The sequence below is a fragment of the Cysteiniphilum sp. genome (assembly GCF_057495195.1).
On record NZ_JBXTEF010000148.1, the window covers coordinates 1 to 12,789 of the forward strand.

General features: G+C 38.4%; 13 protein-coding genes. 12 read left to right on the forward strand and 1 reads right to left on the reverse strand.

The features are described 5' to 3' along the window. Positions 1-304: 304 nt before the first annotated feature. The 10 genes from ACY10D_RS12025 (at position 305) to ACY10D_RS12070 (ending at position 8,860) form a co-directional block, all read left to right on the forward strand. The gene (locus ACY10D_RS12025; RefSeq protein WP_487000963.1) at positions 305-919 is read left to right on the forward strand and encodes a hypothetical protein; all 615 of its coding nucleotides are present in this window, start codon (positions 305-307) and stop codon (positions 917-919) included. Positions 920-996: 77 nt separating this feature from the next. Then, positions 997-1,443 (forward strand): hypothetical protein, encoded by a 447-nt coding sequence (locus ACY10D_RS12030; protein WP_487000964.1) that lies wholly within the window; start codon positions 997-999, stop codon positions 1,441-1,443. A 5-nt stretch (positions 1,444-1,448) separates the two neighbouring features. Next, entirely contained in the window at positions 1,449-1,949 is a 501-nt protein-coding gene (locus ACY10D_RS12035) for a DotD/TraH family lipoprotein (RefSeq protein ID WP_487000965.1), read from the forward strand. Between the two features lie 73 nt (positions 1,950-2,022). Beyond that, a complete protein-coding gene (locus ACY10D_RS12040; RefSeq protein ID WP_487000966.1) occupies positions 2,023-2,772 on the forward strand; it encodes a type IV secretory system conjugative DNA transfer family protein in 750 nt (249 codons plus the stop codon). A gap of 24 nt (positions 2,773-2,796) precedes the next feature. Further along, a complete protein-coding gene (locus ACY10D_RS12045) occupies positions 2,797-3,984 on the forward strand; it encodes a type IV pilus twitching motility protein PilT (RefSeq protein ID WP_487000967.1) in 1,188 nt (395 codons plus the stop codon). Then, positions 3,977-4,222, forward strand: coding sequence for an IcmT/TraK family protein (icmT, locus tag ACY10D_RS12050; protein WP_487000968.1), 246 nt, complete (start codon positions 3,977-3,979; stop codon positions 4,220-4,222). The genes ACY10D_RS12045 and icmT overlap by 8 nt, the downstream gene beginning before the upstream one ends. Before the next feature lie 2 nt (positions 4,223-4,224). Then, positions 4,225-6,603, forward strand: coding sequence for a type IV secretory system conjugative DNA transfer family protein (locus ACY10D_RS12055; protein ID WP_487000969.1), 2,379 nt, complete (start codon positions 4,225-4,227; stop codon positions 6,601-6,603). Between the two features lie 9 nt (positions 6,604-6,612). Next, positions 6,613-6,954 carry a hypothetical protein gene (locus tag ACY10D_RS12060; protein WP_487000970.1) on the forward strand — a complete coding sequence of 114 codons (342 nt, stop codon included), beginning with the start codon at positions 6,613-6,615 and terminating at the stop codon, positions 6,952-6,954. Between the two features lie 14 nt (positions 6,955-6,968). Next, positions 6,969-8,021: a type IVB secretion system coupling complex protein DotM/IcmP gene (gene icmP, locus ACY10D_RS12065; RefSeq protein ID WP_487000971.1), complete on the forward strand. Its 1,053-nt coding sequence runs from the start codon at positions 6,969-6,971 to the stop codon at positions 8,019-8,021. A 284-nt stretch (positions 8,022-8,305) separates the two neighbouring features. Beyond that, entirely contained in the window at positions 8,306-8,860 is a 555-nt protein-coding gene (locus tag ACY10D_RS12070; protein ID WP_487000972.1) for a hypothetical protein, read from the forward strand. Positions 8,861-8,870: 10 nt separating this feature from the next. On the opposite strand, the gene ACY10D_RS12075 is transcribed toward ACY10D_RS12070, so the two are convergent. Beyond that, positions 8,871-9,722 (reverse strand): LuxR C-terminal-related transcriptional regulator, encoded by an 852-nt coding sequence (locus tag ACY10D_RS12075; RefSeq protein ID WP_487000973.1) that lies wholly within the window; start codon positions 9,720-9,722, stop codon positions 8,871-8,873. A gap of 591 nt (positions 9,723-10,313) precedes the next feature. On the opposite strand from ACY10D_RS12075, the gene ACY10D_RS12080 reads away from it, so the two are divergent. Beyond that, entirely contained in the window at positions 10,314-11,522 is a 1,209-nt protein-coding gene (locus ACY10D_RS12080; RefSeq protein WP_487000974.1) for a hypothetical protein, read from the forward strand. A gap of 43 nt (positions 11,523-11,565) precedes the next feature. After that, the gene (locus tag ACY10D_RS12085; RefSeq protein ID WP_487000975.1) at positions 11,566-12,573 is read left to right on the forward strand and encodes a hypothetical protein; all 1,008 of its coding nucleotides are present in this window, start codon (positions 11,566-11,568) and stop codon (positions 12,571-12,573) included. Positions 12,574-12,789 lie beyond the last annotated feature (216 nt).

Genomic DNA, 12,789 nt, shown 5'->3' on the forward strand with positions numbered 1-12,789 from the left:
TTAACACAATAAATTATGGATTGGCAACTCGTAAACTTTATTTTTGATTATTATTCAACCCTTGATTCGCATTATAGCAAAATCAAACAGTCCTAAAAATAAGTGATAGCAGTAATTTTTCCTTATCATTAAGGTGTTGTGTGACTTACTCAGCTAAGGAAACTATGGTTCTACGGGATCATTAAACTCAGCACAAGAGCACGCTAGAAAAATTAGTTACAAAGGCTTGATTGCGTAACTCTACGCTATTTTAATCTATCAATCGTCGATATTCTAGTGCTTATAAGGTAACTAACCATAAGTAATGACACCAATGAATGGCGCGATCATGACGGCATCAACACCAACAATGGATAGTAATACGGTGCATGAGATACTTAATGCGTTGATGTTTGTATATCAGCCAATTTTGTTAATGGTGATGGTGCTTGGCTTCATACTTATATTTATTGGATTAATCAGAATTCGGCGCCACATGCAGACGCAGCAGAGCTTTCGTTATCACTCGCCAATGGCAACGATTTTTTATTTTGTATCTGGATCAAGCTTAATTGCAGTAACAAATATTCTCCAATCATTTAGTGCTACAGTGGTTGATAGCGCATTCAACTTAAATACTTTGTTGCAGCCAGATGAGTGTAAACTCACAGGCAGTGACGTTGTTATCAACAATCCAGTATGTTATTACGCAAGCCAAGCTCTGACAGATGATCCGTTATTGCACATGCAGTATCTGCTATTTGCCGCATTGCTTGTTATTGGCTTAATTTCATTTTGCCGAGGATTGTTTTTATTAATTCACTTGGGTGAAGGGCAAGGGCAGCATGCTAGCTCTGGCGTGGCATTAGTTCACCTTATTGCGGGTGTTATTGCTGTTAACGCCGAGGGGTTGTTTAATCTAATGAATTTTCTTACGTAGTTTTCTTAAGTTACTTTCATCCATCGTGCAGAAACGATGTGGGTGTTAGTGTGTTTATCAATCAAAAAGGAGATGAAATGAAAAAGTATATAATGATGAATAAGGGATCTGTTAGCCGATTTGTGCTAGGGGTGGCGTTAGTTGCAGGTGGTGTATTATTCTCCACCTGTAGCTATGCAGCGGATAAAAATTTCACCGATTGGGCGCTTAGTATGATTCGTTTCATTGATCAGATGAAATATTTTGTTAGCGTAGTTGCAACCATTGGTGGGATGTGGTTTGTGTTTACGGGGCTTTCTGACTTAAAAAATCATCATAGTAATAAGGGAAACAACGGTGATTATGTGAGACATGGAACGGGGAAATGTTTTATTGGTGCTTGCTTGATTGGCATTGTGCCAATGACGCAAATGATTGGTTCAACCGTTACCAAAGATGCCGGCAGTGCGACAACAGACTTTCATGTTGATCCAATTAGCAAGTTTGCACCGCTTGAGCCAAGCACTCCAGCTTCTGGAGGCTAGTTGGCATGTTGTTTGTTAGGAATTGCTTTTGGTCGGGTTCAATACTGCTATTATCGTCTTGTGCATCAACAGGAGGTAGTGATTTGTTGCCGGCAAAGCAGCAAATACATCATGATGTCGATCAACAGTTAATCCAATCTGCTCAAGAGATAAAGCAGCAGCTAAATATGATGTTAACTATTGAGAAAGCACGAATGGGTAAAGTGGATATCCCCTTTCAAGCAATAGATGGACAGTATTCGGCTGAACTTGAGCAAGTGATGGCAATATCATGGTATGGTGAGGTTGAGCCACTATTGAATGATATTGCTAAAAAAATACATTTTGAATTGCAGGTCTATGGCAAAAAGCCAGACGTGGCGATATTGGTATCCATTGGTTCAACTGCAACAACACAGCAAAACAAGCTGATCGATATTTTACGTAATATTGATCTACAAATGAAATCTCAAGCGCAGCTATATATTGATGCTCAAGCGGGGATCTTAAGTTTACGTTATTTATAATGGGTGCCAATATGCTTTGGTTGTTGCAATTTGATTGTGTGTCATCAGAAATAAGTTATAAGAGGATCAGTCATTGTTAGATTTACCAGATATTGTAAAGACAGCTCATAGTAGTGACACGATGATTTGTTATCAAAGTGATGAACATTTAACGATACGTCAACAGGCAATAAAGGAAGCAGCGCAAGAGCTGGGAATTCAATCTGGCTTGGCTTGGGCAGGCTCTGTGATTAATGAGCGTTTGGAAGCTCAGGCTGCTTACCTAAATGAGATTTATAATTTTAATGTTATAACACTTGATGATAATATTTTACCTCCAGTCATTGAGTTCGCTGATCATGGATTACGTTTGGATGACTCACAAGTGAAGTTATCTTTAACGGGTGCGCGTTACCGTATTGCGCAAAAAGCACGTTTTTATACAACCTTGCCATCTTGGCGTGACTATTTGTTGCAAAATTATCAAATGCCACAGTGGCCAGATAAGGTGCTATTACCAAAAGATAAATCAGAGTTAAAGCTGTGGCATTGCGTGTTGGCAAAAGCTTGGCAGACGGGCTTAAATCAAGCAGGAGAAATATACAGTGTCAATATCGGGCGTCTGACCTTAGCGTATCGTGGTATGGTACTTTATCATCAGTTGTTGGCTTATCATATTGTAACACCAATACATGTCAAAAAACGCAGCAATGGTGTCAAAGTTAAGGATGGACAGTTAGTAATTGATGATAAGCAGTGGTATCTTGATATGCAGGCGCATTTCAATGTTGAGGCTGATCGTTGGCAACCTTTTGTTGTCAATACACCACCGACAAAACCATAAATACAGAGAATGGACTTAATGCGCTTGGAGTTGTCAAACTATTTATCCGACAATCAGTTGCTTGAGCTGTTGCAACAATGTTGTCAAAGCAAGGTTTCAGATGTGTGTTTTCAGTCGAGTAAGCCTGTTTTTATTAAGCAGCAAGGGCGTTTATTTACTTTGTCTGAGCGCTTATTAACCGTGCATGAAGTCAAGGCGATTTGTTTGAAACTCTATGGTTCAAATGTCGAGGCGGAATTAGCACGAAAAGGGGAGTTGGATTTTCGCTTTGATAGTGGGATTGATACGCATGTGGTGCGAGTAAATATTACCACTGCATTTGGTCGCAATCTTGATGGGGTGCAAATTTCTATTCGTCTTAATCAAAACCACCCATATACACTAGATCAACTTGGTGTAGCGACGAAATTATCTCAGCAGATGATTTCAGGGCGTGGACTTTTTTTGGTTAGTGGTCCAACCGGTGGCGGGAAAACAACATTGCAAGCGGCGATGATACGTTCGCGTTGCCAAGCAGCAGATATTGGTTTGAAGGTTTTGACCTATGAAGCTCCGATTGAATATAGCTTTGATCAGATTAGTGGTTTAAATGCATTGATTTGTCAAACTGAAATTCCTAGAAATCTGTCAAGCTATAGTGCAGCTGTTCGCAATGCGTTGCGTCGCAATCCTGATTTGATCATGATAGGCGAGACGCGAGATCAAGAAACTTTGTCAGCCGTACTTGAAGCAGCTTATACTGGACACGATGTCATTACAACAATTCATGCTTCTGGTGTCGTTGATGTATTCCGTCGATCCCTTAACTTTTTTCATCACGCAGATAAACATAGGGTGTATTGCGATTTGACACAAGCTTTAAGTGTGATCGTTTGGCAAAAGCTCGTTATTGATACGAGCAATCAGTTACTTGCTGTGCGTGAATATATTAACTTTGATCATGCGCTTAAGCAAAAGATGCTAACGTTATCGCCGGAGGATGGGATTGCTTACTTAAATAAAGTGATGCAACAGCGAGGTTGTGACATACAAAGTGATGTCAGAAAACAGGTTGAAATGGGTAACTTATCTGCTCAAACTTTGCAGGAGTTTGGGGTGACACTTGATGGTAAACAAAAAATAAGGCACTCAATTGATGATAAGTCTACGTTTGAAAAACAACTAAATACAATGTTTAACGATAATACGGTGGAGCAGAGGTGTAATGCGTAATACAAATACACATTGGCGTGATTCAGCATTAACGCCTAAATTTTTTATCATTGATGCCAGAGTTTGCATCCCTATTCTAGTTGTATTACTACACATGCGCATATGGACAGTGATTTTAGCAGCTATAGTATTTATCTTCTTCACTTTGCTTGAGCGTTGGCGGATCAGTTTGCCAGTTTTTCTGCGTCTGTTGCGAACAACAATTGCCGGAAATGAAAAAATTAGGGTGAAAAAATAGCAATGGCGCGCATTAAATTAAGGGGCTTGCAAAAACAGCATGAGGTCTATTCATCGGATAGTGTTCGTGATATTCGACCATTGGTGGTGCGCTTAGGCGATTTTCTGTCCTCACGCTCTGGGGCATTGATGAGTTTGATTGCATTGGCAGCCTTTATGTATATTTTGCCTGCTATTAGTGATGTGGCTTTTATCGCGGTGCTTGTCATTTTTTGGTATTCATTCTTTGCGATGCCAAGCTTGCCATTTAAGCTGCCTATATTTAGTAGATTGTTAGATAAAAATGATTTATCACCGATCAATATGCCAAAAAGAGCCTCTGGGATTTACTATTTCGGCAATGAGCTCTTAACTCGTGATCAGCTATGGTTTAATAATGATGATATGCGTACACATGTATTGGTCTTTGGATCTACAGGAAGTGGTAAGACGGAAACCTTATTATCATTGGCTTATAATGCTTTGAATCAGGGTAGTGGCTTTATCTATGTTGATGGCAAGGGCGATAATCTACTGTACGCTAAAATATTTTCGATGACCCAGAAGTTGGGGCGACAGGATGATTTGTTGATTTTAAATTATATGACCGGCGCCCAAGATATTATTGGTAAGCAACAGATTCCTTTATCCAATACCATGAACCCATTTGCAATAGGTTCGTCGAGCATGCTGTCGCAATTGATTGTGAGTTTGTTAGGTGACTCTGGCTCTCAAGGTGGTGATGGTGATATGTGGAAAGGGCGTGCAATATCCTTTGTTGAGGCGCTGATGCGACTATTGGTGTATTTACGTGATCAAGATTTACTGCGCTTAGATGCTGGTGTTATTCGTAAATATTTTGTCCTTGATACATTAGAGAAATTGGTGTTTGATCAGATTGTGACGGATGCTGAAAACAATGAAACAGAGGTTGAAGCGCAGTTTCCATTTTCAGTTGTCGATCCGTTAATGAATTATTTATCAACGCTGCCGGGGTACCAAAATAGTAATAAAGGCAAACAATCAGAAAAAGCCTATGAGCAACATGGCTATATTACGATGCAGTTGACGCGAGTGTTTGGCTCGTTAGCTGATGTTTATGCACATATTATGAAAACTGATATAGCAGAGATCGATTTCCATGATGTTATCTTAAATCGACGGATTTTGGTTGTGCTACTGCCCGCGCTTGAGAAATCCCCAGATGAGCTATCTAATCTGGGCAAATTGATTGTCGCTTCATTAAAGGCGATGTTAGCATCAGGCTTGGGCAGCAAAGTGCATGGCAGTTATGATGATGTCATTGAGACCAAGCCAACCAATGCCAAACACCCTTACTTATGTATACTTGATGAATATGGTTACTATGCAGTACCTGGATTTGCAGTTGTTCCTGCGCAGGCCAGATCATTAGGCTTTTCTACTGTATTTGCTGGTCAAGATTTGCCAGCCTTTCAAAAGGCATCAAAAGAAGAAGCGGCCTCGATTTGTGCCAATACGAACATCAAAATATGCATGAAACTAGAGGATCCAACTGAGACTTGGGAGTTTTTCCAAAAAAATGCAGGGGAAGCCTATACATCGGTCGCAAAAAATTATCAAGTGGGAGAGCATAGTGTTACAAATCGCTATCAGGACTCGCTTGAGGCGGGGGTGGAGAAACGTGCTCGTATTGATTTGATGGATCTTAAAGATCAAAAACCAGGAGAGTATCATGTGTTTTTCAAATCACAAATCATTCGAGCAAAATCTTTTTATGCGAATCCACCGAAGACGAAAGAAGTAAAAGTTAATCAGTTTGTCAAGATCAAACCAATGGATAAGGCACTGGCAACAAAGTTGCATTATGCCGTAGACTTTGACGGTGTGATCACACGTCGTACTCCGATGCCTGATGGGGTTGCGACAATCATTAGTGGTATTCAATCATATGCATCAGAAATGTCACTTAGTGAGTATTTTTATCAAGTGATTGCTATGAGACCTGAAGAAGCAGGTGATGATTTGCAGCAAGCGATTGCCGCTGAGGAGTTTATAACTGAAGAAGATGAGAAGACGAATATATCTGATTTATCTGAAACACCTGAAGCATATGAAAATAAATTAATCTACTCTAAGATTCCATTGGCTGAGAAACTAGGCAGTGTATATTTTGATATTGATTGCATTGACTTTGATGATTATTTGATCTCAGTTGAGCAGCTTAAAGCAACGTTTGAAAAGTTTGCTTTAAGCCATGGCTTATCATTTGACGAAATAAAGAAATATAAGGCAGCACTGATTGAATTAGTAGGGCAAGTAGAAACGGGTGTTTATCAAGACAATCCAAGTCAGCAGTCACTGCAAGCGTTACTTGATAGCGCACAAGATATTTTTGCCAAAGACTCGAATCACGAAGAATAGGAGTAATGTATGGATATATCACACAATATATTAGATATGTTGTCCTCACACTTACATGAAGGGCAAAAATTGCAATTTATATATCAGCAAAAGCCCATAGAAGCAGAAAAAGTGTTAGCACCAGATGGGCTGCTTGGCTTATTTATTGATAAGATAACCCCACGCTTTAAGTATGTATATAATCAAAGCATAGCGACTAAAACAACGCTCGATCGCACCAGTGTTTTAAAGCGTATTGTTGAGCTAACAGATAAGCCACACATTTGTTTTTTGGTATTATTTATCATTTACCATGAGCTTACCAATGCGCTTGATGATGGAGAGATTGATTTAGATGAATATTTTGAGTAAACAGGAGCTTAGTAATGGCAAGAGGCGGACAAGGTAATCAAGACGGTGATGGCATAGGAGGATGGTTCTATGTGATCGCTTTGCTATTATTATTCTTAGTTGGGGTGTATTATTTTTTCCATGACTGGGTGGTGACGAGCGTCTTTAGCATTAAAGCGTTCGAGTTAACGCTTGTCAGTTATCTCACAGCACAATATGATGCGGTGTTAGCTTGGGCCAGAGTAACCCTCTCCCAAGAGGTAAGTCTACAAGATATGCGTGATTTGTCTTATGTGGTTGGTGACGCACTTGTTTATCCATTGATCATTCTAACCTTTATCTTTTCTGCGTTGCTGTGGTTTTATCACCCAAAAGCACGCTTTCGTCAATTTTTGTCAATGGATCAATTAACTGATACTTTAGAAGAAGAGCTGCCTTACTATAGCGCTAAGCGTCATTTAGTTGATGATAAAGAGCAGTCAAGAGCTTGGGAAATGGCTTTATCACCAACGGAGTTTGTTGATAAGTATCAATTATTAGCTGATAGGCAGGTGGGTGACAAAAGCGTAATAGATCGTATTAAAACGCATCAATTGATGGTGGAGCAACTTGGCTCGATATGGCAAGGAGTTGATCAACTTCAACCTCATCAGCAAGTGCTCTTTGCCATTTTATCAGCGTATGCACAATATCAACGTGGCGTAGCAGATCAGTTATTGCATCAAATAGCGCTAAAAATAAAACACGATAAGCGGATTGATTTCAAACCATATCAGCCAATTATTAAGCGATATGCGTATAATGATAAAATCAGCAAAATCACGACAAAGCATGCCTATGTTTATACGGTTTTTACTGAACTTTTAATTCAAGCTAGAACAACAGGCATCGTCTGTACAGCAAATTTCTTATGGCTTAAGTATATCGATAGACAGTTGTGGTATGTTTTGAACAATGTTGGCAGACAAAGTGTGTTTTGTGAAGCAGGTGCAATCAGGGCGCATTGGTTGGCTGAGCGTGCGGTGGGTGCTGCAATACAACAGCCAATAGTTGATGAGGCCGTTAGTGGCTTACAGCTAAGTTTGTGAAGAACTGAAGTTATGTACTTTAGAAAAACTATGATTTTATAAACATCCCGTCAGCCTACGGCTGCCACCCCTCTTGAAAAGAGGGGAATTGGGTAATGATGGTTTTATATTCCCCTTTTTGCAAGAGGGGTGCTGAGCTTGCGAGGCGGGGTGTTGAAATATAAAAAGTGCGTAACTCCAATGAATAAGTATCATCAGATGATAAATTATCAGGAGTTTTACGCTTATTTTCGATGGTGTATAGCGCTTATAATCTCAATGAAAAGAAGATGCGGGAGTGTGTTATGACAGAAAACGGGTTGGACTTTTACCCATTTGCTGTGGGTTATCAGGCGCATTTAGGCTTTAGTCAAACTAAGGAATATCTTGCTATTAAAAAGCAAATTATCGCTGAATCACATAGTGAATGCGCCGGATGTGGCGTGATAATTGAGGAAGGTGAGATTGCGCAAAGTGTAATAGCGCCCGTTGATAAAGCGCATCGCAAACAAACAAAAAATTGGCGGCTGTATTGTCGATTATGCGCTAAGGTGCGTTTTTTTGATCGTTATGGTGTCACTTATGACGGTAATGATAGAATGATTTATTTGCCGGAGTTAACGCAGGCTGAGCTTAATCATTTATATCGTGCCTTGAAGCGGCATATTATTGAAAAGTCTCAAAGCTCACTGGAGGCAAAGCAGCGCTATAATGAGTTGTTAACACTGTCAGAGCCGCTAATGCAAGAAAATGCATTAGATTTAAGTCATCCTGGTGTGATGGCGTTTTATATGCAAAATAAGTCTAAGCAATTTGCGACTCAAGTCAAAGGAATACGCCTATTACCTGGATTAGATTAGGCTGACAAATTCAAACCAATGAGCACTTTTCTTGTGAATGATTTTGTGAACGCTCTTTCTGGCTTGCGCTATTATTTAATAAATAGCGCATGTGAAGGTGGGACTTGGAGATTTCAACGAATAACTCATAACGGTTTTTAACCTCAAGTTTGGCAATCATGCTTGACATTAAACCTTCGACTGTGCGATGTGAGCGGCAGATATACTCTGCGATTTCTTTTGCTTCATACTTGCCATTATAGATAGCAGTAAAGCATAAGTTTTCAGTTTTAGTGAAGCTGCTTAGTTTTCGAGTTGTTGCTTGTGCTTGATCTGTAGGCACTAATTGAGGTCCTTGATGGCTGCTACGGTAGCTGAATTCTTGGGTGTTGACAAGTGAGTCATAAGTATCCTCAATCATATTATGTAACTCTATTAGAAGGGGATCAAGCTCATAATATTTTGCTAATGTATATGCTTGGACATCGACGAAAACTCCCAACCAACTAATAGAGTCATCGGCATGATACTTTAACATGACGGGTAGTTTATAAAGTTGTGTTTGTGAGATGGACTCAAGATAAGAATAATGATAATGCTGGCTCTCAAGTTTGCTGATATATTCATGGTCCATGATAGGTGGCAGTTGCAATAGATTGTCATAGCCGTTCAACAGGTATTGATCTGCTTGTGGGCAGTTGGCGTAATGCAACAAATTTGGGTGAAATATAATGGGTATCTCTATGATATTATTATCTAGATCTGCTTTGTAATATTGCAGCGCGAGCACATCAAAGGGTAGTTGTGCATAATGAATCAGTTGTTTAAATCTGCGTTGGTATTTTTGACACCGGTAATGGTAAATATCATGAATACGAGTCATTATGTTGCAATAATATTGTCAAAACATAATATGTATTATTTCTGATCGCTGAGACAAAAAAAAGCGTAAATGTACTCATATTGTCTACAAGCCACTTGATAGCATTTCTGTCATTGTCAAATATCAGCTTAAGATTTTGTTCAGCAAGGGAAACCCAAAGTTTATAACGCTCGGCAATATACTAAAAGCCTTAGGTTTTAAGTTAGTAATTAATCAAGTATAAGTTGAGTTTTAAATTACCCCTCACCCGCGCAGCATAAGCTGCACGACCTCTCCCGCAAGGGGAGAGGTATTAGCTGATACACCTTCAACATTAAGCACCACAAAGTGAATTACGATGGGTGTGGTTTCTTTTGCGTAGTTCTCCTCTTTTTAAATACACTTGATTTTCATATGCTGATGGCATGCCTAAAAAACTAGTTTATCAGAATGGAGATCATGACGGCTCTTGGTCTGCTTTATTAACTAGCAGAGTAATTACATTAAGCCGGATGGTGTTTTGGATGAATCGTTAACTTTAGTTTGATTTTACAATGAAATCTTTGTGAATGATTTGATGAAGGTAACTATGGAATATATGAGGGAAATGAAATGAGTGATGATAACAAAGAAACTATTGAACTTTCACAAAAGCATAACGTGGCGTTTACTATAACAGAGCCTTCGGAAAGTGAGTTTAGAAAATTAATCACTGAGGTGGGTGATGAGTTGTATACCTTAAACAAAAAAAAAGATTATGGTATATATATAAAACCTGATGAATTGCTTCAATTAAATCAAATCATATCCAAGAAAAATGATGGAGGTATAGACAAAGAATCTGCAAAAATAGCTCCTGGGGCTAAACATTTATACTGGGCAATGGCTTATTGTACTAAGATTATAGAAAGTCTAGAGACTTTAACTGGTGCGCACATGGGGTCTCAAGCAGATGCTATTGCTAAAGCAACGGAATCTTTCAAGAATAAGCGCCGCGCATTATATAAAATATTGTGCGAAGATGGTAATGTGGTGAACGTTAACAACAAGGCAAAATTGAAAGAAGTCGATAAGAAGATCTCTGATACATTCGGAGTATCTTCTCCTAAACTTAAGAAATATGGTGCATTTAAAAGCGCAATGTTGTCAATTGCAACTTTTTTTTGCAAGATTTGGCCATGGGCAAAAACTAAGATTGTTGCTGCAACAAGCGGTAATGATGCTATAGATCTTGTGAATGATTTGACTAGTTCAAACAGCTCCAAAAAGCTAGGTAAATTATTTGGCTCTGGAGAGGAAGATGCATTTTTTAAATCAGGAGTTGAGAATAGTAAAGATGAATGTCAACACGTGATGGAAAATCACGGCAAAAGAGTAGATCAAGCTGCAACTAATGTAGAAGACTTTGAAAATAAGGTACAAATAATATATAAAGAAGTTGAGGGCTATCATCATGAAAAAGAACGGAACAAAGAAGTAAATAAAAAGCTAGAGAAGCTTATGTCTAACGACACAGAGATTGAAAAGAATGTGCAAAATACAGAAAATATCACAGAAAAAACTGATCATCTGAACAATAAATCAAAAATTGAGTCTATTGATCCGGAAACAAATAGTGGGAATCCGTTAAACAAAAGAGAGGAGGCATCGAATAAATTACGAGAAAGCCATGTTTCTAACGCCACTGAAGGACTACTAGAGAAGGTGAAAAATGACAATGCAAATACAAGTGAACTATGTGGTGAATTCGATGATTTGAGCTTTTTAAATAAATCAATTGAGGTAGACAGTAATAAGGTATCAATAGATTCTAAATTCTAATAAATATTAATGGTTAAAATAGCAAAAAATGAGGAGGCAAATTATGCCTAGGTTTAAAGCAGCTGATATAGAAAATGATAATATTCCACACACCGTTAAAGCATTAAAGGATAGCTTGTTCAGCAAATCCTATAATCAAGATCAAAAACAGGTGGGCTATGATGAAAAAGACCTCGATAAATTGAACGAAGAAAATAGACTTAATTGTTTAAATGACGTTAAGGATTTAATCAATAATATATTCATAGTCGATGAAGGGACGGAGTTTAATAAACTAAGCCTAAGTTATGAAGAGTTAAAGGGAAGAATTGAAAATATTCAGTCCAATATAGACTTTGATGGGTGGGTTAAGTTAGTTCATGGATGGAGCGTTGATGCATGCAGGCAAGATAGTCGCTTATATCAGGGATTAGAAAAATTTTTGCAGCAACTTAAGACGGCTTATGCGGCTGATAATGCTAAGTTAAATGAAGCTAGACTAAACAATATAATAGAAAGACAAACAAGTAAGTTAGATGAGCAGAATATATCTATACAAACACATACAACTGATTTCAATAAAATGACTAAAAACTATCAAGCATCAGATGACCGAGTATCTTGCCTGGAAAAATCGCTTGATGAGTCACGAGTGAAAATGCGTGGACTAGAGAAGAGTATTGAGGAAATATCAAAATCTAAAAGTACTTATGAGAAAGATAACCAACTTAAAGAAAAAACAGTAGATTATATCAAGAAGCAAAATGCTTTACTTCAAGACCATAAAGAGAACAATAGAAAATTAGCGGAAAAAGTAGTAGAAAAATCAAGTGAGATTAAACGCTATAGTAAGCTTTCACAAAAACTTTCAAATAGAGTGACGGAAAGCCTAAATGCGCCTAACCACAGCCTCGAGGATTCAAGCGGTGATACTAACGTAAGCTGTAATATCAGGATAGGTCCAGATACTTATAAGGAGCTTAATGATCTGACAAAGAACAACGGACCATTTGAAAAACGAGTGTCTGAACCTGAGAGAGAATCAATTATAAGCAAGAATAACATCAACTAGTTGTAGGAACTGAGATTTAGAAGGTATTTCCCTACAAATACTATTGTCCACTCAAGCAAAGGTGGTCAATATTGTGGGAGTGCTTATCCAACTTTGAAAGTTTGTTAAGCAAGTAGGCGTTAATTTTTACCCTCCCCTCATTGGGAGTGTTCATAAAACTGTGTCAATTTAAATTTAATATTGATGTAGTGTGTTATTGCTAGAATAAACAGAGCA

Coding starts and splice junctions, on each gene's coding strand:
- ACY10D_RS12060 (WP_487000970.1), top strand. CDS start 6,613: ATGGATATATCACACAATATATTAGATATGTTGTCCTCACACTTACAT.
- ACY10D_RS12085 (WP_487000975.1), top strand. CDS start 11,566: ATGCCTAGGTTTAAAGCAGCTGATATAGAAAATGATAATATTCCACAC.
- ACY10D_RS12055 (WP_487000969.1), top strand. CDS start 4,225: ATGGCGCGCATTAAATTAAGGGGCTTGCAAAAACAGCATGAGGTCTAT.
- ACY10D_RS12035 (WP_487000965.1), top strand. CDS start 1,449: ATGTTGTTTGTTAGGAATTGCTTTTGGTCGGGTTCAATACTGCTATTA.
- ACY10D_RS12075 (WP_487000973.1), bottom strand. CDS start 9,722: ATGACTCGTATTCATGATATTTACCATTACCGGTGTCAAAAATACCAA.
- icmT (WP_487000968.1), top strand. CDS start 3,977: ATGCGTAATACAAATACACATTGGCGTGATTCAGCATTAACGCCTAAA.
- ACY10D_RS12080 (WP_487000974.1), top strand. CDS start 10,314: ATGAGTGATGATAACAAAGAAACTATTGAACTTTCACAAAAGCATAAC.
- icmP (WP_487000971.1), top strand. CDS start 6,969: ATGGCAAGAGGCGGACAAGGTAATCAAGACGGTGATGGCATAGGAGGA.
- ACY10D_RS12025 (WP_487000963.1), top strand. CDS start 305: ATGACACCAATGAATGGCGCGATCATGACGGCATCAACACCAACAATG.
- ACY10D_RS12070 (WP_487000972.1), top strand. CDS start 8,306: ATGACAGAAAACGGGTTGGACTTTTACCCATTTGCTGTGGGTTATCAG.
- ACY10D_RS12030 (WP_487000964.1), top strand. CDS start 997: ATGAAAAAGTATATAATGATGAATAAGGGATCTGTTAGCCGATTTGTG.